Annotated in this window: 21 protein-coding genes; 12 read left to right on the top strand and 9 right to left on the bottom strand. The window is 72.9% G+C overall.

The features are described from left to right. The first annotated feature begins 32 nt into the window (after positions 1-32). Complete coding sequence (locus QMC84_RS13880) at positions 33-650, top strand: TetR/AcrR family transcriptional regulator (protein WP_300375480.1); 618 nt, start codon at positions 33-35, stop codon at positions 648-650. Positions 651-653: 3 nt separating this feature from the next. On the opposite strand, the gene QMC84_RS13875 is transcribed toward QMC84_RS13880, so the two are convergent. The 3 genes from QMC84_RS13875 to galE all read right to left on the bottom strand — a co-directional run bounded on the left by QMC84_RS13875 (position 654) and on the right by galE (position 3,396). After that, positions 654-1,484 (bottom strand): DUF559 domain-containing protein, encoded by an 831-nt coding sequence (locus tag QMC84_RS13875; protein ID WP_300375478.1) that lies wholly within the window; start codon positions 1,482-1,484, stop codon positions 654-656. 140 nt (positions 1,485-1,624) lie between these two features. Next, positions 1,625-2,392 (bottom strand): N-acetylmuramoyl-L-alanine amidase, encoded by a 768-nt coding sequence (locus QMC84_RS13870; protein WP_300375476.1) that lies wholly within the window; start codon positions 2,390-2,392, stop codon positions 1,625-1,627. Next, positions 2,392-3,396: a UDP-glucose 4-epimerase GalE gene (gene galE / locus QMC84_RS13865; protein ID WP_300375474.1), complete on the bottom strand. Its 1,005-nt coding sequence runs from the start codon at positions 3,394-3,396 to the stop codon at positions 2,392-2,394. Before galE ends, QMC84_RS13870 begins: the two co-directional genes overlap by 1 nt. Positions 3,397-3,480: 84 nt before the next feature. Here galE and QMC84_RS13860 point away from each other — a divergent pair, with 84 nt between their 5' ends. Continuing rightward, the gene (locus tag QMC84_RS13860) at positions 3,481-3,642 is read left to right on the top strand and encodes a hypothetical protein (protein ID WP_300375472.1); all 162 of its coding nucleotides are present in this window, start codon (positions 3,481-3,483) and stop codon (positions 3,640-3,642) included. 207 nt (positions 3,643-3,849) lie between these two features. On the opposite strand, the gene QMC84_RS13855 is transcribed toward QMC84_RS13860, so the two are convergent. After that, entirely contained in the window at positions 3,850-5,694 is a 1,845-nt protein-coding gene (locus QMC84_RS13855; protein ID WP_300375470.1) for a phosphoenolpyruvate carboxykinase (GTP), read from the bottom strand. A gap of 196 nt (positions 5,695-5,890) precedes the next feature. Continuing rightward, positions 5,891-6,376 carry a MarR family winged helix-turn-helix transcriptional regulator gene (locus tag QMC84_RS13850; RefSeq protein WP_300375468.1) on the bottom strand — a complete coding sequence of 162 codons (486 nt, stop codon included), beginning with the start codon at positions 6,374-6,376 and terminating at the stop codon, positions 5,891-5,893. Positions 6,377-6,431: 55 nt separating this feature from the next. Here QMC84_RS13850 and QMC84_RS13845 point away from each other — a divergent pair, with 55 nt between their 5' ends. The 10 genes from QMC84_RS13845 (at position 6,432) to QMC84_RS13800 (ending at position 20,945) form a co-directional block, all read left to right on the top strand. Next, complete coding sequence (locus QMC84_RS13845) at positions 6,432-8,807, top strand: molybdopterin oxidoreductase family protein (RefSeq protein ID WP_300375466.1); 2,376 nt, start codon at positions 6,432-6,434, stop codon at positions 8,805-8,807. A 1-nt stretch (position 8,808) separates the two neighbouring features. Next, positions 8,809-9,285, top strand: a complete 477-nt coding sequence (locus QMC84_RS13840) for a hypothetical protein (RefSeq protein WP_300375464.1) — start codon at positions 8,809-8,811, stop codon at positions 9,283-9,285. Then, entirely contained in the window at positions 9,282-10,292 is a 1,011-nt protein-coding gene (locus QMC84_RS13835) for an SDR family oxidoreductase (RefSeq protein WP_300375462.1), read from the top strand. The genes QMC84_RS13840 and QMC84_RS13835 overlap by 4 nt, the downstream gene beginning before the upstream one ends. Further along, the gene (locus tag QMC84_RS13830) at positions 10,289-13,285 is read left to right on the top strand and encodes an FAD-binding and (Fe-S)-binding domain-containing protein (RefSeq protein WP_300375460.1); all 2,997 of its coding nucleotides are present in this window, start codon (positions 10,289-10,291) and stop codon (positions 13,283-13,285) included. The genes QMC84_RS13835 and QMC84_RS13830 overlap by 4 nt, the downstream gene beginning before the upstream one ends. Then, positions 13,282-15,063 carry a thiamine pyrophosphate-requiring protein gene (locus QMC84_RS13825; RefSeq protein WP_300375458.1) on the top strand — a complete coding sequence of 594 codons (1,782 nt, stop codon included), beginning with the start codon at positions 13,282-13,284 and terminating at the stop codon, positions 15,061-15,063. Before QMC84_RS13830 ends, QMC84_RS13825 begins: the two co-directional genes overlap by 4 nt. Continuing rightward, positions 15,060-16,181 carry an enolase C-terminal domain-like protein gene (locus tag QMC84_RS13820; RefSeq protein ID WP_300375456.1) on the top strand — a complete coding sequence of 374 codons (1,122 nt, stop codon included), beginning with the start codon at positions 15,060-15,062 and terminating at the stop codon, positions 16,179-16,181. Before QMC84_RS13825 ends, QMC84_RS13820 begins: the two co-directional genes overlap by 4 nt. Positions 16,182-16,202: 21 nt before the next feature. Further along, a complete protein-coding gene (locus QMC84_RS13815) occupies positions 16,203-17,288 on the top strand; it encodes a glucose 1-dehydrogenase (protein ID WP_300375454.1) in 1,086 nt (361 codons plus the stop codon). Beyond that, positions 17,285-19,093, top strand: a complete 1,809-nt coding sequence (locus QMC84_RS13810) for a glycoside hydrolase family 15 protein (RefSeq protein WP_300375452.1) — start codon at positions 17,285-17,287, stop codon at positions 19,091-19,093. The genes QMC84_RS13815 and QMC84_RS13810 overlap by 4 nt, the downstream gene beginning before the upstream one ends. Then, positions 19,090-19,293 carry a hypothetical protein gene (locus QMC84_RS13805; RefSeq protein WP_300375450.1) on the top strand — a complete coding sequence of 68 codons (204 nt, stop codon included), beginning with the start codon at positions 19,090-19,092 and terminating at the stop codon, positions 19,291-19,293. Before QMC84_RS13810 ends, QMC84_RS13805 begins: the two co-directional genes overlap by 4 nt. 197 nt (positions 19,294-19,490) lie before the next feature. Further along, positions 19,491-20,945 (top strand): sugar transferase, encoded by a 1,455-nt coding sequence (locus tag QMC84_RS13800; protein ID WP_300375448.1) that lies wholly within the window; start codon positions 19,491-19,493, stop codon positions 20,943-20,945. A gap of 12 nt (positions 20,946-20,957) precedes the next feature. Here the strand turns inward: QMC84_RS13800 and QMC84_RS13795 are convergent, their stop codons facing one another. From QMC84_RS13795 to QMC84_RS13780, 4 genes are all read right to left on the bottom strand, one after another. Then, positions 20,958-21,347, bottom strand: coding sequence for a phosphomannose isomerase type II C-terminal cupin domain (locus tag QMC84_RS13795; RefSeq protein ID WP_300375446.1), 390 nt, complete (start codon positions 21,345-21,347; stop codon positions 20,958-20,960). 111 nt (positions 21,348-21,458) lie between these two features. Further along, positions 21,459-21,746, bottom strand: a complete 288-nt coding sequence (locus QMC84_RS13790; protein ID WP_300375443.1) for a DUF2516 family protein — start codon at positions 21,744-21,746, stop codon at positions 21,459-21,461. 255 nt (positions 21,747-22,001) lie between these two features. Then, positions 22,002-22,661, bottom strand: a complete 660-nt coding sequence (locus QMC84_RS13785) for a hypothetical protein (RefSeq protein WP_300375441.1) — start codon at positions 22,659-22,661, stop codon at positions 22,002-22,004. A gap of 51 nt (positions 22,662-22,712) precedes the next feature. Then, the gene (locus tag QMC84_RS13780) at positions 22,713-23,093 is read right to left on the bottom strand and encodes a helix-turn-helix transcriptional regulator (protein ID WP_300375439.1); all 381 of its coding nucleotides are present in this window, start codon (positions 23,091-23,093) and stop codon (positions 22,713-22,715) included. Between the last annotated feature and the right edge of the window lie 27 nt (positions 23,094-23,120).

Raw genomic sequence — 23,120 nt, 5'->3', positions numbered from 1 at the left:
CCGACGGGCCGCTTTGTGATGTTCAATCAGCCATGTCCACACCACAGGGGGAGATCCGCCGGGGCCGCGGTCGGCCACGGACCCCCGGCGCCGAGAAGAGGATCATCGACGCCGCGCTCGAGGAGTACGGCGAGCACGGCTGGTCGGGCTTCACGATGGACGGGGTCGCGCGCCGGGCCGGTGTCGGCAAGTCCACCGTCTACCTGCGCTGGCAGGACAAGGACAGCCTGCTCACCGATGCCGTGAGCAGCCACAGCGGGGACATCGGGGGCGTCGACACCGGGAGCCTGCGCGGCGACCTGCACGACCTGGCCGTCAACCTGTTCAGCCACTACCGCGACCCGGCCGGCTGGGCGGCGCTCCGGGTCCTGGTCGACGCCGCGGGGGCGCCGCACCAGCTGGGCAGGTTCGTCGAGACGGTCGCCGACGTGCAGGTGCGGTTCATCGACCAGATCGCAGCCCGGGCGATCGAGCGGGGCGAGGTGCCGGCGGACCTGCCGGCCCGGGAGATCGGCCAGTGCGTCTACGGCTCGGTCACCATGCAGACCCTGGGCGTGCGCCTCGAGGGCCGGGAGTTCGACGACGCCGAGATCGAGGAGCGGGCCACGGTCCTGGTCGACGTCGTGCTCCCGCAGGCCCTCCGCCCCTGAGCGTCAACCGACCAGGTCGACGAGCACCCCGCGCACGTACGCCGGGTCGAACATGACGTCCTCCCAGGTGAACCGCACGACGCGGTAGCCGAGCCGCACGAACGCGGTGTACCGGTGGACGTCGCGCCGCAGGCTCGCCCGGTCGGAGTGGAACTCGAACGACTCCGCCTCGATGACCAGACGCCGTCCGACGTCCATGAGATCCACCCGCCCCACGTCCGCGACCCACTGCTGGGGCTCGACCACGAGGCCCGGTACGTCGAGCGCGATCGCCCGGAGCGCCGATTCGAACGGGTTGTCCGCCCGCGGATCGGCAGCCTCCGCGACCCGAACCGCGCGCCGCCGGCCGGTGCGCGGTGCCCGGAGGGCCGCGGCAACCAGGTCGGCACGGTCGATCCCCGACCGCAGGGCCGAGTCGGCCACGCAGAGCGCGACGTCGAAGGGGTAGGCACGCGCGCAGTCGACGACCGTCAGCAGCGGGTCGGTGACGCCGCGGCTGACGTCGAGCAGCCCCAGGTCGGCCCAGTGCACCTCGAGGTCGTCGGCCTCGAGGTGGCAGCTGCGCCGGGGCACGGTCACGCAGGGCTTCTCGGGCGGCGCCTCGATCTTCCAGCCCCAGTCCTGGGCGGCGCTCAGGTGCGAGACGACGCCGCCGACCCGCGCGGCCGCCGCCCGCGCGACGTCGGCGTCGGGCAGCCGGTAGCGGCCGTGCCGCTCACGGACCATCGTCTGCGCGGCGAGCGCGGCGCGCAGTCGGCGGCGGCTGGTGCAGCACAGCAGCTCCTGGGCGGTGGCCACCCCGCCCAGCATGGCCAGGGCCTCGGGTGCGTCCATGACCGGGCTCCTACCCGCTGACGGCCGGGTGCCCGCGGTTGTCCACAGGACCGTTCGCGGGGCAGTTCGGCCGGCGCCGCCGTACCCGCCCGCTCACACGTAGGGGCCTCCGGGCGAACTGCCCCGGGATCGGACCGGGGTCAGCGGAGGAAGGCGCGGACGGCGCCGGTGAGGGCGCGGGCGTACGTCGCACGTCCGGCGGGGGTGGTCATCCGGTGGGCGTCGCGGCGGTTGCGCATGTTGCCGAGCTCGACCATCACGGTGGGCACGTCGGAGAGGTTGAGGGTGCCGAGGTCGGCGCGGAAGTCCAGCCCGTCGCCGCCGGCGATGTAGTTGGCGACCGGCACGCCCCGGCGACGCAGCGCCGCGCGGGTGTCGACGGCGAGCCGCTTGGAGGAGCGGTAGATGTCGTGGGTCCACGGCCGCCGGTCGGTCGGGGCGATCACGTGGAAGCCGTGGGCGCCGACGGCGTACGAGCCGTCGCCGTGCACGCTGATCTTGAGGTCGGCCCCGACCCGGTTGCCGGCCCGACCGCGCTCGTCGACGCACGGGCCCCAGCGGTCCTGGCGGTTGCTGCCGCGGGTCAGCCTCACCTGCGCGCCGAGCCGCTCGAGCCGGGCCTGCAGCAGCCGGGTCACCCGCCAGGCCAGGGTGGCCTCCGGGTAGCCGCCGTTGGTCGCGGTGCCGGTGGTGTTGCAGTCCTTCTTGAAGCCGCCCGCCGGCACCTGCCGGCTGATCTTGCGCGGGAAGTTGTGGTTGCCGAGCTGGTGGCCGGGATCGAGCACCACGACCCGCCCCGCGAGCGGCGTCGCGGCCCGCGCGGCCGCGCCCGTGACGTCGGCCCGCCCGGCGTACGACGGGGCGGGCGCGAGCAGGAGGACCGCCAGCAGCAGGCCGAGCGCGCGCATCACTCGTAGCCCAGGATCTCCTGGCGCTTCGCGCCCCACGCCAGCGCCGAGGCGATGGCGTCCTCCATGGAGAGCTCGGTGCGCCAGTCGAGCAGCCGGCCGGAGCGGTCGACGTTCGCGAACGCCCCCACCGCGTCGCCGGGCCGCGGCGGCGCCTCGGTGACCGGCACCTTGGAGCCGAAGACGGTCTCGAAGGACTGCACGAGCTCGCGCACGGTCACGCCGGAGCCGGTGCCGACGTTGATGATCACGCTGGGCGCGCCGGCGGCGTCGATCACCTCGTCGAACCGCTCGACCGCGCGGACGTGCGCGCGGGCCAGGTCCCAGACGTGGATGTAGTCGCGGATGCCGGTGCCGTCGCGGGTGGGGTGGTCGGTGCCGGTGATCGTGAACGAGTCCTTCTGGCCGCGCGCGGCCATCACCAGCTGGCCGAGCACGTGCGAGGGCTCCTTGGCGTAGATGCCGGACTCCAGGTCGGGGTCGGAGCCGATCGGGTTGAAGTAGCGCAGGATGATCGCGCGCAGGCCGGTCGCGGCCGACATGTCCTGGAGGACCTCCTCCATCATCCGCTTGGTGCGGGCGTACGGCGAGGTCGGCTCGAGGCGGTCGCCCTCGGAGACCTCGAAGTCGTCCTTGAGGGCGTAGATCGAGGCCGAGGAGGAGAACAGCACCCGCCCCTTGCCGAGGGTGTTCAGCTCGTCGAAGAGCTCCAGGGACTTGGCGACGTTGTCGCGGTAGTACTCGTAGGGCTTCTCGACCGACTCGGGCACCACGATCCGGGCGGCCATGTGGATGGTCGCGTCGATGTCGGGGTGCTCGTCGAAGACCCGGCGGACCAGCGCCCGGTCGGCGATGTCGCCCTCGTAGAAGATCCGGTCGCGCACGAAGGCCAGCGGGCCGGTGAGCAGCGAGTCCAGGATCACCGGCGTGTGGCCGGCCTCCTCGAGCGCCTTCGCAGTGGTCGAGCCGATGTAGCCGGCGCCGCCGGTGACGAGAACCTTCATGGCGTTCACCCTAAGGCGTGGCACCGGTCTGGACCGGGTCGGTAGGCACCTCAGTCGGCCCTCGGAAGAGCCGATAACAGGGACATGACGAAGCCCCTACCGGAGTCGTGGCGGCGCACCGACCGCGACGGATCGGACCGCCTGACCCTGGTCGAGACCTGGTGCGACGTCATCGAGCTGCACCCTGAGGGGCGGCGCGCCTGGATCTTCGAGTCGGCCTGGTCCCCGGAAGACCCGGTCGCCTGACCGGACGCGCCCCCTCGGGGTGCCAGCCACCCCCGGGACATGGGGCCCGGAGGTAGCGTGCCCGCACGGCGACCGGGCCGACGCCACGGCTCGACGCCGGCGTCGCCCGTGCGCCCACGACTGCCCGGTTCCGACGCGGTTCCGAACCCCGGGGCGCGCGGGACGTCGTACGGACCAACAGGTGACACCGTACGACGTCCGCGGCGATCAGCAGTCGAGGTCGCGGGCGACCCGGCGGTGGGCCTCCCAGATCTCCTCGGGCAGGCCGTCGAACTGGGCGAGGTGGGTCTCGCGGAAGCCCATCTCCTGGCACCAGCGGTCCTTGTCGATGGAGAGGATCCGCTCCTTGTCGGCCTCGGGCAGCTCGAGGTCGGAGAGGTGCAGCTCGTCCTCCTTGGGCAGGATGCCGACCGCGGTCGGCACCCCGGTCACCGAGCCCTCCTTGAGCCTGGCCAGCCACAGCAGCGCGCGCAGGTTCTCGCGGTAGCCGGGCCACAGGAAGTGGCCGTCCTCCGGGTCGCGCTGGAACCAGTTCACGTGCGCGAAGATCGGCTGGTCGCTCGCGCGGCCGACCAGCTCGAGCCAGTGGGCGGCGTAGCGGGCCTCGGGGTAGGACATGAACGGCCGCATCGACATCGGGTCGTAGCGCAGCTGCCCGTCCACCCCGTCGGCGGCGAAGGTCGCCTCGGCGCCCAGCGTGAGGCCGTCGTACACGCCCTCGGCGAGGTCGGTGATCGCCCGCACCAGCGGCTCCCGGTCGCGGGTCCGGCCGCCGAAGATGATCGCGTCGATCGGGACGCCGCGCGGCTCCTCGAAGTCGGCGGCCACGTTCGGCACGTTCGCCAGCGTCGTGGTGAACCGGCTGTTGGGGTGCGCCCAGGGCGAGTCGTCGCCGGGCTCGCGCGCGGCGATCGGCTGGCCCTTCCAGTCCAGCCAGCCCTCGAGGTCCGACGGCGGCGCCGGCGTGCGCCCCTCCCACCACACCTCCTGGGTGCGCGGGTTGTAGGCGACGTTGGTGAAGATCGCGCCAGCCCCGGCCTGCACCGAGTCCAGCGCGGTCGGGTTGGTCCTCTCGTTGGTGTCCTTGGCGACGCCGAAGACCCCGAACTCGGGGTTCATGCCGTAGAGCCGCCCGTCGTCGGGGTCGATCCACAGCCAGGTGATGTCGTCGCCGTAGAACTCCACCCGGTAGCGGTCGCCGAGCGCCTCGGGGGCCAGCGTCATCGCGAGGTTCGTCTTGCCGGAGGCGCTGGGGAAGCCGCCGGCGACGTGGTAGCGCCGGCCGGTCTCGTTGTCGACGATCCCGAGGAGCATGAACTGCTCGGCGAGGAACTCCCCGGACGCCTGCCCGTCGTACGCCGCCTGCCGCAGGCCGTGGGCGATCTTGCCGAGCAGCGCGTTGCCGCCGTACGACGAGCCGTAGTGGAGGATGGTCCGCTCGTCCGCGACGGTCACGAAGTACCGCTGGTCGTCGGGCGTGCCCTGGCCGAGGTTCTCCAGGTCGCCGGTCACGTGCACCGCGCGCACGAAGCTGCTCGGGTCCGTGAGGTCGTTGATGTGGTGCACGCCGACCCGCGACATCCGGATCATGTGCAGCGTGACCGGGCGGCAGTCGGTGAGCTGGACGCCGGCTGCGAACCGCTCCATCGGGGAGCCCGGAGGCGCCATCAGGTAGGGGATCACGTACATCGTCTTGCCGGCCGAGGCGCCGCGCATCAGCCCCTCGAGCAGCTCCTTCATCTCACCGGCGGGCCGCCAGTTGTTGTAGGTGCCCTTGTCGGCCGGGTCGCTGGTCGCGACGATGGTCCGCTCCTCGGAGCGGGCCGTGTCCTTGTAGTAGCTGCGCGAGTAGTAGCAGTCCTCGCCGACCGGCTGCAGCTCGCCGGCCGCGAGCGCCTCGCTCACCAGCCGGGCGTCGTCGGACGCATCGACCACCTCGACGCGCTCGGCGCCGGTGATCCCGGCCCAGTGGGCGACGTACTCCCGCACGTGCGGGTTCGTCAGCCCGGCCGCGTCCAGGACGCTCTCCAGGTCCATCACCACATCAACCACCAGGTCCTCCGTTGTCCTCGACTGGATCCATGCTCGCATCCCGGATGGCCCGGGGCGCTACGCGACTTGAAGAAGTGCGCAACTTGTGTTGTCTTCCGGCCCCTGGGGAGGGACGCCACACCGGTGGGGGTACCGCTGTGCTGGTGCCGATCGTCGCGACCCACGGCACCCCCGAGACCCCCGAGACGCACAGCGCTCACCACGCCTGAACCGCCCAGCTGCGGTCGCCCTGCTCGCCCGCGGCGCGACTGAACGCGCGCATCGCCTCGAGCGCGCCGACCCGCTCGCCGGGCGTGAGCCGGCCCAGCAGCCGGCGTACCTCGTCGCGGCGCTGCCGGTCGACCGCGTCGACCAGCGAGCGCCCGGCGTCGGTGACCCGGACCCGCACCACCCGGCCGTCCGAGCGGGACCGGCGGCGGGCCAGCAGGCCGAGCCGCTGGAGCCGGTCGCAGTGCCGGCTGGCGTTGGACTGGGCGATCCCGAGGTGCGCGGCGACGTCGCCGACGGTCCGCTCCCCCGACGCGGCGAGCAGCACCAGGAGCCGGAACTGCGCGACGGTCACCTGGGGCGCGCCGACCCCGATCGCGTGCACGGCCAGGCCGACGAGGGCGCGCGAGGCGGTGAGGAAGGCGTCGGCGAGCTCGCCGTCCGCCTGATCTCCCGGCTCGTCCGTGGGCGCCATCCCCGCAATATATGCGCAAGCGCATGAATCGTGGTCGGCGGGGCACCGCTTCGTGGTGACTGCGAACGCCACCGACGCGAACACCGGCCCCCAGCCCGGCTCCGGCACCGACCGCACCCGCGACATCTGGGGCGAGCGCACCCCGCACCCCCGCGGGACCCCGTGGCCGACCCGCGTGGACCTGCACCTCGAGGACGGCCTGGCCGAGGACCAGGTGGACTCCTGGGTCTCCTCGGCGTGCCTGCTGTGCAGCAACGGCTGCGGCTGCGACATCGCGGTCAAGGACGGCCGGATGGTCGGCATCCGCGGCCGGGAGACCGACCGGGTCAACCACGGCCGGCTCGGGCCCAAGGGCCTCTACGGGAGTACGCCGTGGTCGCACTCGCCCGACCGGCTGACCCGGCCCCTGGTCCGCGAGGGCGGCGAGCTGGTCGAGACCGACTGGGACACCGCGATGGGCCGGGTCGTCGCCCGCTCGAAGCAGCTGCTCGAGGAGCAGGGCCCGCTCAGCCACGGCTTCTACACCAGCGGCCAGCTGTTCCTGGAGGAGTACTACACGCTCGCGGTGATCGGGAAGGCCGGGCTCGGCACCCCGCACATGGATGGGAACACCCGGCTGTGCACGGCGACCGCCGCGGCCGCGCTCAAGGAGTCCTTCGGCGCCGACGGCCAGCCCGGGTCGTATGCGGACATCGAGCACTGCGACGCGCTGTTCCTCTACGGCCACAACATGGCCGAGACCCAGACCGTGCTCTGGTCGCGGATCCTGGACCGCACCCGCGGCGAGGACCCGCCGAAGGTCGTCTGCGTGGACCCGCGCCGCACCGCGGTCGCGGCCGAGGCCGAGGCCACCGGCGGCGTCCACCTGGCCCCCACGGTGGGCACCAACCTGGCGCTGATGAACGCGCTGACCCGCGAGCTGCTCGAGCACGACGAGTGGGTCGACCACGCCTGGGTGGACGCGCACACGATCGGGCTCGAGGGCCTGCGCGCCGCGGTCGCGCCGTACACCCCGGAGAAGGCGGCGGAGATCTGCGGCGTCGACGCCGACGCGGTACGGCGCGCCGCGCGGATCTTCGGGGAGTCCGAGGCGGTGCTCTCCACGGTGCTGCAGGGCTTCTACCAGTCCCACCAGGCGACGGCCGCGTCCGTCGCGGTCAACAACCTGCACCTGCTGCGCGGCCAGATCGGCCGCCCCGGCTGCGGGCTGCTGCAGATGAACGGCCAGCCGACCGCGCAGAACAACCGCGAGACCGGCGCCGACGGCGACCTGACCGGGTTCCGCAACTGGGACAACCCGCAGCACGTCCAGGAGCTCGCCGACCACTGGAACGTCGACCCGATGACGATCCCGCACTGGGCGCCGCCCACGCACGCGATGCAGATCTTCTCCTACGCCGAGGCCGGCACCGTCGGGCTGCTGTGGATCTCCGCGACCAACCCGGCGGTCTCGATGCCGGAGTCGGAGCGGATCAAGCGGATCCTGGCCGGCGACCAGTGCTTCGTGGTGGTCCAGGACCTGTTCCTCACCGAGACCGCGCGGCTCGCCGACGTGGTGCTGCCCGCGGCCGGGTGGGGCGAGAAGACCGGCTGCTTCACCAACGTCGACCGCACCGTGCACCTGTCCCGGCAGGCCGTCGACCCGCCCGGCGAGGCGCGCAGCGACCTGGACATCCTGCTGGCCTACGCCGACGCCATGGGGTTCACCGACAAGGACGGCGGCCCGCTGATCACCTGGCGCACCCCCGAGGAGGCGTACCAGCACTGGTCGGCGGCGACCCGCGGCCGCCCCTGCGACTACACCGGCATCACCTACGAGGTGCTGAGCGGGCCCACCGGCGTGCAGTGGCCCCAGGGCGTCGAGCGGCTGTACGCCGACGCCCGGTTCCCCACCCACACCGAGCAGTGCGAGACGTTCGGCCACGACCTGACGACCGGCGCGACCGTGACCGAGCAGGAGCACCGCGCCCAGGCCCCGGCGGGCCGGGCCTTCCTCAAGGGCGCGCCGTACTCCCCGCCGCACGAGGAGCCGAGCGAGGCCTACCCGTTCCGGCTGACCACCGGCCGCACCGTCTACCACTTCCACACCCGCACCAAGACCGCCCGGTCCCGGCCGCTCGACGAGCGGGCGCCGCACGCCTGGGTCGAGCTCGCGCCGGGCGACTCCCAGCGGCTCGGCGTCACCGACGGCGACCTGGTCCGGCTGGAGCCCCCGCGCGGCAGCGTCGACGTGCCCGCGCGGATCGGCGAGGTCACGGAGGTCCCCGAGGGCACCGTGTTCGTGCCGTTCCACTACGGCGACCACCCGGCCAACGAGCTGACGATGACCGTGTGGGACCCGGTGTCCAAGCAGCCGACGTTCAAGACCGCCGCGTGCCGGGTCACCCGCCTCGGCGCCGGCAACCCCACCGACCAGGGAGAGGAGGGCTGAGATGCCGCACCTGGCGACCTACGTCGGCCTGGCCGACCACAGCGAGCAGACCCTCGCCGACTCGTTCCGCGCGATCGCGGAGGGCCACGCGCACGTGGCCGACGTGTTCCACACCTGCCGGCTGCTGGCCGGCTGGTGCGACCGGCACCGGGAGGCGCTCGCGCCGGTCGTGGACCGGTACGGCGAGCAGGGGCCCGGCCAGGAGGGCGTCGACGAGCCCGAGCGGCTGCACGCGGCCGGCCTGGCCCAGGCCCGTGAGGGCGAGGTCGGGCTGCTGCGCGACCTGCAGGACCTGCACGTGCTGGCCTCGCTCGTGCAGTCGACCTGGATGGTGATCGCCCAGGGCGCGCAGGGGCTGCGCGACCGCGAGCTGTTCCAGATCGCCCAGGACAACGGCACCGAGACGTCCCGCCAGATCGCCTGGCTCGACACCCGGATGAAGGTCGCGGCCCCGCAGGCCCTCATCGTGGCGCCATGACCGGCCGCGTGGTCGTCGTGACCGGCGCGAGCGGCGGGGTCGGCCGGGCCTGCGCCCGGGCGTTCGCGGCCCGCGGCGACGACGTGGCGCTGCTGGCCCGCGGCGAGACCGGGCTGCAGGCGGCCGCGCACGAGGCGATCGAGGCCGGCGTCCGGGCGCTGCCGATCCAGGTCGACACGGCCGACGCCCGGGCCGTCGACGAGGCGGCCGGACGGGTCGAGGCCGAGCTGGGCCCGATCGACGTGTGGGTCAACGTCGCGTTCACCTCGGTGTTCGCGCGGTTCGTGGACATCGAGCCCGAGGAGTTCGCCCGGGTGACCGAGGTCAGCTACCTCGGCTACGTCAACGGCACCCGCAGCGCGCTGCGCCGGATGACCGAGCGCGACCGCGGCACGATCGTCCAGGTCGGCTCCGCGCTCGCCTACCGGGGCATCCCGCTGCAGTCGGCGTACTGCGGCGCGAAGCACGCGATCCAGGGCTTCCACGAGTCGCTGCGCACCGAGCTGATGCACGACGGCAGCGGCGTGCACGTGACGATGGTGCAGCTGCCGGCGGTGAACACCCCGCAGTTCGACTGGGTGCGCTCCCGGCTGCCGCGGCACGCGCGGCCGGTGCCGCCGATCTACCAGCCCGAGCTGGCCGCCGACGCGATCGTGCACGCCGCCGACCACCCGCGGCGGCGCGAGTACTGGGTCGGGGAGACCACCGCGCTCACCCTGATCGCGAACGCCGTCGCCCCCGGGCTGCTGGACCGCTACCTGGCGCGCACCGGCTTCACGTCCCAGCAGACCGACGAGCCGACCGACCCCGACCAGCCCGAGAACCTGTGGTCGCCGGCCGACGGCGCGGCCGGCGAGGACTTCGGCGCGCACGGCGACTTCGACGCCCGCTCGCACCGACGCTCGCCGCAGGTGTGGGCCTCCCAGCACCACGGGCTGCTGGGGGCCGCCGGCGCCGCCGGCGCGATGGCGCTCGCCGGGGCGCTGGCCCGCCGGCGGGCGTCGTGACGGCCACGGCCGTCCCCGACCTCGGCCGGGCGGCGGTGACCCTGCAGGAGCGGGTCGACGGCGAGGTCCGCTTCGACGCGGGCAGCCGGGCGGCGTACTCCACCGACGCCTCGAACTTCCGCCAGGTGCCGCTCGGCGTGGTCCTCCCCCGCACCATCGAGGCGGCGATCGAGACGGTCGCGGTCTGCCACGAGCTCGGGCTGCCGGTCGTCTCCCGCGGCGGCGGCACCAGCCTGGCCGGGCAGTGCACGAACGCCGCGGTCGTCATCGACTTCTCCAAGTACTGCCACCGGCTGCTGTCGGTCGACGCCGAGAGCCGGCGCTGCGTGGTCGAGCCCGGCATCGTCCTCGACGACCTGAACCGGCAGCTGGCGCCCACCGGGCTGCGGTTCGGCCCGGAGCCGGCGACCCACCCCAACTGCACGCTCGGCGGGATGATCGGCAACAACTCCTGCGGCGCCACCGCGCAGCGCACCGGCAAGGTCGTCGACAACATCGCCTCGCTCGACGTGCTGCTCCACGACGGCACCCGGTTCGTCGCCGCGCCCCTCGACGACGAGCAGTACGCCGAGGCCGCGGCGCGGCCCGGCCGGGTCGGGGAGATCCACCGGCGGCTGCGCCGGCTCCGCGACGACCACGCGGACCTGATCCGGGAGCGCTACCCCGACATCCCGCGCCGGGTCTCCGGCTACAACCTCGACTCGCTGCTGCCCGAGCACGGCTTCGACGTGGCCGGCCTGCTGGTCGGCAGCGAGGCGACGCTGGTGATCGTGCTGCGCGCCGAGCTGGAGCTGGTGCCGGTGGTGCCGGCGCGCACCCTGGTGGTGCTGGGCTACCCCGGCATCGCCGCGGCCGCGGACGCCGTCCCGGCGGTCGTCGAGCACGACCCGATCGCGCTCGAGGGCGTCGACGACTTCCTGCTGCGCGACCAGCAGCTCAAGGGGATGAACCCCGAGGCGCTCGACATGCTGCCGAAGGGCAGCGGCTTCCTGATGGTGCAGATGGGCGGGGCCGACACCGACGAGTCCGACCGCCGTGCCGAGGAGATGCTCGCGGCGCTCGGCAAGACCGACCACGCCCCGGACGTCGCGTTCTACGACGACCCCGAGCGCGAGCACGAGCTGTGGCTGGTCCGCGAGTCCGGGCTCGGCGCGACCGCGCACGTGCCGCACCGGCCGGACACGTTCGAGGGCTGGGAGGACGCCGCCGTACCCGTCGACCGGCTCGGCGACTACCTGCGCGACGTGCGCCGGCTCTACGAGGAGTTCGGCTACGCCAGCGACGTCGGCCCCAGCCTGTACGGCCACTTCGGCCAGGGCTGCGTGCACACCCGGATCCCGTTCGACCTCTACACGACCGAGGGGGTCGCGACCTACCGGCGGTTCCTGGAGCGCTCCGCCGACCTGGTGGTCTCGTACGGCGGCTCCCTGTCCGGCGAGCACGGCGACGGGCAGACCCGCGGCGAGCTGCTGCCCAAGATGTTCGGGTCCGAGGTGGTCGGGCTGTTCGAGGAGGTCAAGGCGCTGTTCGACCCCGACGACCTGATGAACCCCGGCAAGGTCGTCCACCCCGCCCCGCTGGACGCGCACCTGCGGCTGGGCGGCCACTGGGAGCCGCGGCGGCTGCTGCCGCTGGCGTTCGGGTTCCCCGAGGACGGCCACTCCTTCGCCCAGGCGGCCAACCGCTGCGTCGGCGTCGGCAAGTGCCGCCAGCTCACCCACGACGGCGGCACGGTGATGTGCCCGTCGTACCAGGCGACCCGCGAGGAGCAGCACTCCACGCGGGGCCGGGCCCGGCTGCTCTTCGAGATGCTGGACGGCCACCGCGACGGCACGATCACCGACGGCTGGCGCTCCACCGAGGTCCGCGACGCGCTCGACCTGTGCCTGTCCTGCAAGGGCTGCAAGTCCGACTGCCCGGCGCACGTGGACATGGCGACCTACAAGGCGGAGTTCCTCTACCACCACTACCGGCACCGGCTGCGCCCGCGCGCCGACTACGCCACCGGCTGGCTGCCGACCGCGGCGATGCTGGTCGACCGGCTCCGGCTGGCCCCGGCCGTCAACGCCGCCGCGAAGGTGCGGCCGCTGCGCCGGCTCGGCACCCGGCTGGCCGGCCTGGAGGACCGGGAGGTGCCGCGGTTCGCGCGGCAGTCGCTGCAACGCTGGCTCGCCGGACACACTCCCGCGCCCGGCGCCGGCGCCCGCGGCACCGTGCTGCTCTGGCCGGACACGTTCACCAACCACTTCCACCCCGAGGTCGGCATCGCCGCCGTGCAGGTGCTGGAGAGCGCCGGCTGGGGCGTCACGATGCCGCAGCGCCCGGTGTGCTGCGGGCTGACCTGGATCTCGACCGGCCAGCTCGGCGTGGCCCGGATGCGGGTGCGGCACACGATGGCCGAGCTCGCGCCGCACGTGCGCAACGGCGGCCTGGTGCTCGGCCTGGAGCCCAGCTGCACCTCGGTGCTGCGCTCGGACGCCGTCGAGCTGATGCCCGGCGACCTGGACGCCAAGCGGGTGCGCGACCACACCGTCACGCTGGCCGAGCTGCTCACCGAGCACACCGACGGCTGGGAGCCGCCCGACGCCGCGGGCGTGACCGCGCTCGCCCAGGTGCACTGCCACCAGCACGCCGTGCTCGGCTGGGACGCCGACCGCACCCTGCTCGAGCGCGCCGGCGCCGACGTCGAGCGGCTCGAGTCGGGCTGCTGCGGCCTGGCCGGCAACTTCGGCTTCACCGCCGGCCACGGCGAGGTCAGCGAGGCCTGCGCCGAGCAGGTGCTGCTGCCCCGGCTCCGCGAGGTCGACCCCCGCGACCCGGGCACCGTCGTGCTCGCCGACGGCTTCTCGTGCCGCACCCAGATCCACGAGCTCGACAGCGGGGGCAACGAGGGCGTCCACCTCGCCCAGCTGCTCGCGGGACTCCCCGCCCGCCCCCCGACCCGGACCGACCGCACCACACCCGAAGGATCACCCGAAGGGAGCACCAGATGACGACGACCGTGGCCGACCAGCTGCTCGCCCGCCTGCGCGAGTGGGGGGTGGAGCAGGTCTTCGGCTATCCCGGCGACGGGATCAACGGGATCCTCGGCGCGTTCTCCCGCGCCGACGACCAGCCGCGCTTCATCCAGTCCCGCCACGAGGAGATGAGCGCGTTCCAGGCCGTGGGCTACGCGAAGTTCTCCGGGCGCCCCGGCATCTGCCTGGCGACCTCGGGGCCCGGCGCGATCCACCTGCTCAACGGGCTGTACGACGCGAAGCTCGACCACGTCCCGGTGGTCGCGATCGTCGGGCAGACCAACCGCACCGCGATGGGCGGCAGCTACCAGCAGGAGGTCGACCTGCTCAGCCTGTTCAAGGACGTGGCCAGCGACTACGTGCAGATGGTGACCGTCCCCGAGCAGCTGCCGAACGTGCTGGACCGGGCGATCCGGGTCGCGACCGCCCGCCGGGCGCCGACCGCGATCATCGTGCCCAACGACGTCCAGGAGCTGGAGTACGCCGCTCCGGGGCACGCGTTCAAGATGGTGCCCTCCAGCCTCACCCCGACCCAGCGGCCCACGGTCACCCCGGACCCCGCCGCGCTGCGCCAGGCCGCGGACGTGCTGAACGCCGGCCGCAAGGTCGCGCTGCTGGTCGGCCAGGGCGCCCGGGGCGCGGACGCCGAGATCGCCGAGGTGGTCGACCTGCTCGGCGCCGGGGTCGCGAAGGCGCTGCTCGGCAAGGACGTGCTCAGCGACGAGCTGCCCTGGGTGACCGGCTCGATCGGCCTGCTCGGCACCCGCCCCAGCTACGAGATGATGATGGGCTGCGACACGCTGCTCACCGTCGGCTCGAGCTTCCCGTACACGCAGTTCCTGCCGGAGCTGGACCAGGCGCGCGCCGTCCAGATCGACCTGGACGGCACCATGATCGGGATGCGCTACCCCTACGAGGTCAACCTCGTGGGCGACGCGCAGGCGACGCTGCGCGCGCTGATCCCGCTGCTGGAGAAGCAGCAGGACCGCTCCTGGCACGACGACCTGTGCGCGAAGGTCGCCGACTGGTGGGAGGTGATGGACGCCGAGGCGCACGTCTCGGCGAACCCGGTCAACCCGATGCGGATCTTCCACGAGTTCTCCAAGGTCGCACCGACCGACGCGATCATCGCCTCCGACAGCGGCTCGGCCGCGAACTGGTACGCCCGACACGTCAAGATGCGCGGCCGGATGCGCGGCTCGCTGTCCGGCACGCTCGCGACGATGGGCCCGGCGGTGCCGTACGCGATCGGCGCGAAGTTCGCCCACCCCGACCGGCCGGCGATCGCGTTCGAGGGCGACGGCGCGATGCAGATGAACGGGCTGGCCGAGCTGCTCACGATCGCCCGCTACTGGCAGGACTGGTCCGACCCGCGGCTGGTGGTCGCCGTGCTGCACAACAACGACCTGAACCAGGTCACCTGGGAGCTGCGCGCGATGGGCGGCACCCCGACGTTCGTGGAGTCGCAGGCCCTGCCGGACGTCTCGTACGCCGACTTCGCGCGCTCCTGCGGCCTCGGGGCGACCACGGTCACCGACCCCGACCAGCTCGCCGACGCCTGGCAGGTCGCGCTGTCCGCGGACCGGCCGCACCTGCTCGACGTGCACTGCGACCCGGACGTGCCGCCGATCCCGCCGCACGCGACGCTCGAGCAGATGACCTCGATGGCCAAGGCGCTGATCAAGGGCGACACCAGCCGCTGGGGCGTGATGAAGGAGGGCATCAAGACCAAGGCCCAGGAGCTGCTCCATTGATCGACCCGCAGGAGGACGGCCGCGCCCGGGACGCGCTGTGCGTCACGGCCCTCGAGGCCGCGGCGTACACGGTCCCGACCGACGCCCCGGAGGGCGACGGCACCCTGGCCTGGGACCGCACCACGATGGTGGTCGTGCACGCCCGGGCCGGCGGCCGGGTCGGCACCGGCTGGACCTGGGCCCCCGCTGCCGCGGCGGCGGTCGTCGACGAGCTGCTCTCCCCGGTGGTGCTCGGCCGCGACGCGCTCGCGCCGGCCGCCGCGCAGGAGGCGATGCTGCGCGCGGTCCGCAACGCGGGCCGCGGCGGCCTGGTCGCGATGGCGGTCTCCGCGGTCGACATCGCGCTGTGGGACCTGGGCGCCCGGCTGCTCGACCTGCCGCTGCCCCGCTGGTGGGGTGACGCGGCCCGGCCGGTGCCGGTGTACGGCAGCGGCGGCTTCACGACGTACGACGACGACCACCTGCGCAGCCAGCTGCGCGGCTGGCTGGCGCTCGGGCTGGGCGCGGTGAAGATCAAGGTGGGCGAGTCCTGGGGGCGCTGCGAGCGCCGCGACCTGGAGCGCACCGCCCTGGTCCGCGACCTCGCCGCGGAGAGCACCGAGGTGTTCGTCGACGCCAACGGCGCCTACTCCCCCGGCCAGGCGCGCCGCGTGGGCCGCGACCTGGACGCCCTCGGGGTCACCTGGTTCGAGGAGCCGGTCAGCTCCGAGGACCTCCCCGGGCTCGGCTCGGTGCGAGCCGCGGTCGACGCGGACGTCGCCGCCGGTGAGTACGGCGACGACCCGGCCGCGTTCGCCCGGCTGCTCCCGGTCGTGGACTGCCTCCAGGTCGACGTGACCCGCTGCGGCGGCTACACGGGGTGGCGGCAGGCGACGGCGCTGGCCGCCGCGCACGGCGTGGACGTCTCGGGCCACTGCGCGCCGTACCTCAGCCTCCCGGTCGCCGCCGTGACCCCGCGGCTGCGGCACCTGGAGTGGTTCCACGACCACGTCCGGATCGTGCGCGAGCTGGTCGAGGGGTACGCCGAGCCGGTCGGCGGCACGCTCACCGCCCCCGACGGGCCGGGCCACGGCCTGCGGCTGCGCACCGCGCCCGCCGAGCGCTACCGGGTCGCCTGACCCGCGGAAGGAGCAGCACCGATGCGCGCACTCACCGTGCGACCCGGGACCGCCGGGACGCTGGCCGTCGAGACGATCCCCGACCCCGAGCCGGGCCCCGCCGAGCTGCTCGTCGAGGGCCTGGCGATCGGGGTGTGCGGGACCGACAAGGAGATCGTCCGCGGTGAGTACGGCTGGGCCCCCGAGGCGCCGGACGCCGAGGGTCGGCTGGTGCTCGGCCACGAGTCGCTCGGCCGGGTGCTCCGGGCGCCCGACGGCAGCGGCTTCGGCGCCGGCGACCTGGTCGCGGGCGTGGTCCGGCGGCCGGACCCCGAGCCGTGCGGGGCGTGCGCGCACGACGAGTGGGACATGTGCCGCAACGGCCGCTACACCGAGCGCGGGATCAAGGAGCTCGACGGCTACGGCAGCGAGCGGTGGACGGTGCCGGCGAAGTACGCCGTGCGGGTCGCCGACCACCTGGGACTGGCCGGGGTGCTGATGGAGCCGACCAGCGTGGTCGCCAAGGCCTGGGAGCAGGTGGACCGGGTCGGCGAGCGGGCCTGGTTCGAGCCGCGGACCGCCCTGGTGACCGGCGCCGGGCCGATCGGGCTGCTGGCCGCGATGATCGGCGTCCAGCGCGGGCTGGACGTGCACGTGCTGGACCTGGTCGCCGACGGGCCGAAGCCGGACCTGGTCCGCGACCTGGGGGCGACGTACCACCACACCAGCGTCGAGGAGATCGCGCGCACCGCCCGGCCGGACGTGGTGCTGGAGGCGACCGGCGTCGGCAAGCTGGTCTTCGAGGCGATGGCCGCGACCTCGGCGTACGGCGTGGTCTGCCTGACCGGCGTGTCCTCGGGCGGCCGGCAGCTCCCGATCGACGCCGGCGCGCTGAACCGCGAGCTGGTGCTCGAGAACGACGCGGTGGTCGGCTCGGTGAACGCGAACCTGCGGCACTACCGCGCGGCCGCGGACGCACTGGCCGCCGCCGACCTGGCGTGGCTGGAGCGGCTGATCACCCGGCGGGTGCCGCTGCAGCAGGCCGCGAGCGCGTTCGAGGCCGGTCCCACGGACGTCAAGGTCGTGATCGAGCTCGCCGACCCCGGGTCCGAGGCGGGTGCAACGTGAGCAACCGGATCGACGACTACGCCCTGATCGGGGACCTGCAGACCGCGGCGCTGGTCGGCCGCGACGGCTCGATCGACTGGCTGTGCCTGCCGCGCTTCGACTCCGCCGCGTGCTTCGCGGCGCTGCTGCACGACGAGGACGCGGGGCACTGGCGGATCGCGCCCGCCGGCGCGGCCGCGGCGACGTCGCGGTGCTACCGCGAGCACACGCTGGTCCTCGAGACCACCTGGGAGACCGAGGACGGCACCGTGCGAGTGGTCGACCTGATGCCGCCGCGCGGCGAGGCCCCGGACGTGGTCCGGATCGTCGAGGGCGTCTCCGGCAGCGTCCCGGTGGAGATGGCGCTGCGGCTGCGCTTCGACTACGGGCGGGTCCGGCCATGGGTGCGGGTGCAGCGCTCGGAGGCGTCGGCGATCGCCGGCCCGGACGCGGTGTGGCTGAGCGCCTCGGTGCCGCTGACCCACGACGGAGACGTGCTGCGGGCCGAGTTCACCCTCGCCGCCGGCGACCGGGCCTGGTTCGTGCTCACCTACCAGGCCGCGCACCTGCCCCGCCCCGACCCGGTCGACGCCGAGCGGGCGCTGGCCGACACGACGTCGTACTGGACCGACTGGGTCGACCGCGGCTGTTACGAGGGCAGGTGGGCCGAGGAGGTGGAGCGCTCGTTGGTGCTGCTCAAGGCGCTCACCTACGCGCCGACCGGCGGCATCGTGGCGGCCGCGACCACCTCGCTGCCCGAGGACCTCGGCGGGGTGCGCAACTGGGACTACCGCTACTGCTGGCTGCGCGACGCGACGTTCACCCTCCAGGCGCTGCTTGGCACCGGCTACACCGAGGAGGCCCGCGCCTGGCGCGAGTGGCTGGTCCGCGCGGTCGCCGGCGACCCCGACAAGCTGCAGATCATGTACGCCCTGGACGGCACCCAGCGGCTCCCGGAGACCACGCTCGACTGGCTGGCCGGCTTCGACGGGTCCGCGCCGGTGCGGGTCGGCAACGCGGCGGCCGGGCAGTTCCAGCTCGACGTGTGGGGCGAGCTGCTCGACGGCCTGCACCTGGCCCGCAACGCCGGCCTGGAGCTGACCGACCCGGCCTGGGACGTGCAGCGCGCGCTGCTGGACTGGCTGGAGGGCAACTGGCAGCACCCCGACAACGGGCTGTGGGAGGTGCGCGGCCCGCAGCGGCAGTTCGTGCACTCCAAGGTGATGGCCTGGGTGGGTGCGGACCGCGCGGTCCGCACCGTCGAGCGGCTCGACCTGGACGGCCCGGTCGACGACTGGCGCAAGCTCGCCGCACGGATCCACGCGGACGTCTGCGAGCACGGGTACGACGCGGACCGCCGCACCTTCACCCAGTTCTACGGCTCCGAGGGCCTGGACGCCGCGCTGCTCCTGCTGCCCCGGGTCGGCTTCCTGCCCTGGGACGACGAGCGCGTCATCGGCACCGTCGAGGCCGTGCAGCGCGACCTGTGCCGCGAGGGCTTCCTGCTGCGCTACGACACGCAAGCCGACGGCGGCTCCGACGGGCTGCCCGGCACCGAGGGCGCGTTCCTGGCGTGCAGCTTCTGGCTCGCCGACGCCCTGCACGGCATCGGCCGCACCGACGAGGCCGAGGAACTGTTCACCCGGCTGTTGGCACTGCGCAACGATGTGGGCATGCTGAGTGAGGAGTGCGACCCCCGGAGCGGCGAGCACCTCGGCAACACTCCTCAGGCGTTCAGCCTGGTCGGGCTGGTCAACACCGCCCGCCACCTCGGCGGCACGACGCACGCCACCACCGAGACCCCGACGAGAGGAGACCGCGCATGACGCTCCACCCGAGCGACCCGCTGGACGACCTGCTGCGCTGGGAGCAGGCGGGCGGCAGCTGGCGGCTCCTGGACCGCGGCGGCGACGGCGTCACCGTCTCGTTGTGCCGCTGCGACGGCGGAGAGGAGGTCGACCGGATCGTCTCGACCGACCCCGAGCTCGCGGTCTACGTCAATGCCCGCCCGAGCAGCGAGGACTGAACCTTCTCCCCTGCCGGCGCCACGGGGGCCGGTCGCGGGCGCGAAAGGCGTCACCCCGGGTCGTGGCCGGCGTGACCTCGTCGGTGCCCTAAGGTTGGCGCGTCGCATGCGAGCCTCGACAAACCGTCGAAAGACCGGCACTGTGTCGTGGGCCGCCAGTGTTTTACAGCGGCCAATCGGGGGATTGGACTGACAAGATGACACTGCTCTCGGTGAAGCACACCCATGTCGGAGGACCAGCCAGTCGGGCCCTGCGATACCTCCCCGTCTCAGCGCTGATCCTGGACCTGGTGATCATCACGGGGGTCGTGGTCGTCGCCACCTGGGGCCGTCGGCGCCTCGGCGTCTTCGACAACCCCGCCGACGTGTCCGGTTCGCTCTCCGTGGCCGGCCCGCTCATCGTCGTCGGCTGGATCTTGGCGATCACCCTCCTGGGCGGTCACCGCCAGGATCTGTTCGGGGCCGGGACCGACGAGTACGTGTGCGTCATGAACGCCGGCCTGCTCGCGGCGGGCCTCCTGGGCGTCGGGTCCTACATGGCGAAGTTCGAGCTGTCTCGCGGGTTCTTCCTGTTGCTGTTCGCGATCGGGATCCCCGCGCTGATCCTGGGACGCTTCCTGCTGCGCCGGGCGCTCTACAAGGCGCGTCGACAGGGCAGGCTGCAGAACCGGGTACTGATCGCCGGCGCGATGTCCCACGTCGACGAGATCGCCGACGTGCTGCGTCGCGAGTCCTGGCTCGGCTACCACGTCGTGGGTGCACTGCTGCCGTCGGTCGACCACCACGCGGAGACCCGAGCCGGCATCCCGGTCGTCGGCACCTGCGAGCGGGTGACGGAGGTCGTCCAGCACTCCGAGGCGGACATCATCTTCTTCGCCGGAGGCGCACTCACCTCCCCCGGCCAGCTCCGGCGGATCGCGTGGGATCTGGAGCAGGCTGACGTCCAGGTCGTGGTCGCCCCGAGCGTCACCGACGTCTCGGCGGAGCGCGTGCGGGTGCGTCCGGTCGGTGGGCTGCCGCTCATGCACATCGACGCCCCGCGGGCGACCGACGCGCTGCGTGTCGGCAAACGGCTCTTCGACCTGGTCGGCTCCATTGCGTTCCTCATCGGGTTCTCCCCGTTCTTGCTGCTCGCAGCGGCGCAGATCAAGCTGGCCGATGGTGGCCCCGTGCTCTTCCGGCAGACCCGCGTCGGGCGGGATGGCAAGGAGTTCGCGTGCTTGAAGCTCCGCACGATGCGGGTGGACGCCGAAGAACGGCTCCCCGACCTGCACGCTGCGATCGGCCACGACGTAGGACTCTTCAAGATCAAAGACGACCCTCGGGTCACCCGGCCCGGCCGCTGGCTGCGCCGCTTCTCGATCGACGAGCTGCCCCAGCTGGTCAACGTGCTCCGTGGCGAGATGAGCCTCGTCGGCCCGCGTCCGCCGCTACCGAGCGAGGTCGCCGGCTACGGCTCCGACGGGTATCGCCGTCTGCGCGTGCGGCCGGGCATGACCGGCCTGTGGCAGGTCTCTGGACGCTCCGACCTGACCTGGGACGAGGCCGTCCGCCTGGATCTGTACTACGTGGACAACTGGTCGGTGCTCCAGGACCTCAACATCCTGGTCAAGACGGTCGGCGCCGTCCTGCGCGCCCGCGGCGCGTACTGAGCCGCGTCCCGCTCAGAGCCTCGAGTCGACCAGCCGCCCGACCGACTCGATGATGACGCCTGCGCGTCCGTAGTCGTCCTCGAGGCGCACGATGTCGTCCTCACCGGTGTAGAGCCCACGCTGGACCTCGATGACGACGAGCGGCTCGTCGTGCTCGTTCATCAGCCGGTGCGCCGCCCCGACCGGCACGTCGACGTAGTCCCCGGCTCGAGCCTGACGAACCACGCCGTTGATCACGCAGGTCGCCCGGCCACTGACCACAACCCAGTGCTCGGCACGGTAGGCATGGGTCTGGTACGAGAGCCGCTGGTGCGGCCGTACGACGAGTCGCTTCGCCTTGTAGCCGAGACCTTCGTCGAGGACCTCCCACGATCCCCACGGACGTGCGTCCGACTCACCCATGACTTCCCCCCAGTCGTCGATCGGTGACCACACGCTAGGACGCGACGACCGTCGCCGACTCGAACTCGGACCGAACTTGAGGGAACCTGGAGGAAGAACCCCTCAGGTCGGTCAGCGGCGGGTCAACGACGCCAGCGCCGGCCGCACGTCGGCGAGGTACACGAGAGCCGCGATCGTGAAGACCAGGCTGATCAGCCCGATCGTCCCGCCCAGAACCAGCTGCACCGCCACCCCGAGCCCGAGGATGATCGTCCAGGCCGGCTTGGTGAGCTTGTTCGCAGCGTCGTAGGCCTGAGCGGAGTACACCAGCGAGTTCACGAACGCGAAGATCTTCACGACGAGCAGCACCAGCTCCATGATCATCATGAGAGTCATCTCGGCCTGGAGCACGTGCAGCACCCGCTCAGCCTACGGGAGCGTCCCCACCCGGCAGGAACAAGCGTCCCGCGTTGCCCACGGTCTCGACAGGCTCGACCACCGGTGACGCCCGCGTTGCCGGTGGTCGAGCAGCGAGCGCTAGCCAGCGAGCATCGTCGAGACCCCCGTGAGCGAAGGCAGGGCCTCGACCGCCGACCAGACCAGACGAGGCCCCCGAGGGCTCATGCCTCCCGGGGGCCTCGCGGTCCAGACGATCAGAACAGCGTCAGCTGTCCGTCAGTCACCCACCTTCGACGCGGCGTCGCTGGCGGCCTCGGCAGCGTTGGCGACGGTCTTCTTGGCCGCGGTGGCGGTGGCCTTCGCGCTGCTCTTCGGCGCGGTGGACGACTTCCTCGCGGTCGTCGAGGCCTTCTTCGCGGTCTTCTTGGCGGTGGTCTTCGTGGCCTTGGTCGCCTGGGTCTTCGTGGTCTTCGCCTTGGCCGAGGTGGTCTTGGCGGAGGTCACGGTCTTCTTGGTCGACTGCTGGCGACGGATCCGGTCGACGAGCGTCTCACCCCGCTTCGCGAGGTCGGCGTAGGCCTCGTTGACCGACTCCATGTTCTCGTCGATCAGGTGCTGCACCCGGGTCGGGATCTCCTTGGCATCCGCTCGGAGCTCCTCCACGCGAGCCTCGATGGCCGCACGGCGGGCCTTGGCGTCCTTGGTCAGCGCCTCGACGCGCTCGTTGACGAACGTGACGGTCTGCTTGCGCAGCGCCTCCGGCTCGAACTCGAGGTCGTTCACGCGAGCCTGGACGTCCTTCTGCATCTCGGCGAAGCGCTTCTGCATATCGGTGACGTACTCACGCATGCGCTCCACGGCGAGGTCGGTGACGCCGACGCCGGCGTAGATCGGGCGGGTCGCCTCGGACTTGATGTCGAACTTGGCCTTGGCCATGTCCTGCTCCTTCGGGTTGGGGGTGGCCCGGCGCGGCACCGGGCATGGAGTTCAGTTCGCCGGCTCGTCGCCGCTCGCACCGTTGACGGCGAGGAACGACGCGTAGACGTCCAGCAGTGACTGCTTCTGGCGCTCGGTAAGCTTGGCGTCGCCGAGGATCGCGAGCTCGACCGAGCTGCCGGCACCGGCGTGGGGATCCACGATCCCGGCCCGGATGTAGAGCTGCTCGGCAGAGATCCGCAGCGCCTTCGCGATCTGCTGGAGAACCTCCGCCGAGGGGCGGCGCAGACCGCGCTCGATCTGGCTCAGGTACGGATTGGAGACGCCTGCCTGCTCGGCGAGCTGCCGGAGGGACAACTGGGCCGACACCCGCTGCTCCTTCAGGTACTCGCCGAGAGACTCGACGGTCTTGCCGACCTTGCCCTTCGCCATACCTCTATCGTGCTAGGCGTTGCTAGC

Origin of the sequence: Nocardioides sp. (genome assembly GCF_030019515.1) — a bacterium.
In the GTDB taxonomy this organism is placed as follows: Bacteria; Actinomycetota; Actinomycetes; order Propionibacteriales; family Nocardioidaceae; genus Nocardioides.
This window is presented reverse-complemented; position numbering and strand designations above follow the sequence as displayed.

What these genes read in the sequence shown, in the direction of transcription:
- QMC84_RS13880 (WP_300375480.1), top strand. Translation starts at nt 33, where the DNA reads ATGTCCACACCACAGGGGGAGATCCGCCGGGGCCGCGGTCGGCCACGG.
- QMC84_RS13875 (WP_300375478.1), bottom strand. Translation starts at nt 1,484, where the DNA reads ATGGACGCACCCGAGGCCCTGGCCATGCTGGGCGGGGTGGCCACCGCC.
- QMC84_RS13870 (WP_300375476.1), bottom strand. Translation starts at nt 2,392, where the DNA reads ATGCGCGCGCTCGGCCTGCTGCTGGCGGTCCTCCTGCTCGCGCCCGCC.
- galE (WP_300375474.1), bottom strand. Translation starts at nt 3,396, where the DNA reads ATGAAGGTTCTCGTCACCGGCGGCGCCGGCTACATCGGCTCGACCACT.
- QMC84_RS13860 (WP_300375472.1), top strand. Translation starts at nt 3,481, where the DNA reads ATGACGAAGCCCCTACCGGAGTCGTGGCGGCGCACCGACCGCGACGGA.
- QMC84_RS13850 (WP_300375468.1), bottom strand. Translation starts at nt 6,376, where the DNA reads ATGGCGCCCACGGACGAGCCGGGAGATCAGGCGGACGGCGAGCTCGCC.
- QMC84_RS13840 (WP_300375464.1), top strand. Translation starts at nt 8,809, where the DNA reads ATGCCGCACCTGGCGACCTACGTCGGCCTGGCCGACCACAGCGAGCAG.
- QMC84_RS13835 (WP_300375462.1), top strand. Translation starts at nt 9,282, where the DNA reads ATGACCGGCCGCGTGGTCGTCGTGACCGGCGCGAGCGGCGGGGTCGGC.
- QMC84_RS13825 (WP_300375458.1), top strand. Translation starts at nt 13,282, where the DNA reads ATGACGACGACCGTGGCCGACCAGCTGCTCGCCCGCCTGCGCGAGTGG.
- QMC84_RS13815 (WP_300375454.1), top strand. Translation starts at nt 16,203, where the DNA reads ATGCGCGCACTCACCGTGCGACCCGGGACCGCCGGGACGCTGGCCGTC.
- QMC84_RS13805 (WP_300375450.1), top strand. Translation starts at nt 19,090, where the DNA reads ATGACGCTCCACCCGAGCGACCCGCTGGACGACCTGCTGCGCTGGGAG.
- QMC84_RS13800 (WP_300375448.1), top strand. Translation starts at nt 19,491, where the DNA reads ATGACACTGCTCTCGGTGAAGCACACCCATGTCGGAGGACCAGCCAGT.
- QMC84_RS13795 (WP_300375446.1), bottom strand. Translation starts at nt 21,347, where the DNA reads ATGGGTGAGTCGGACGCACGTCCGTGGGGATCGTGGGAGGTCCTCGAC.
- QMC84_RS13785 (WP_300375441.1), bottom strand. Translation starts at nt 22,661, where the DNA reads ATGGCCAAGGCCAAGTTCGACATCAAGTCCGAGGCGACCCGCCCGATC.
- QMC84_RS13780 (WP_300375439.1), bottom strand. Translation starts at nt 23,093, where the DNA reads ATGGCGAAGGGCAAGGTCGGCAAGACCGTCGAGTCTCTCGGCGAGTAC.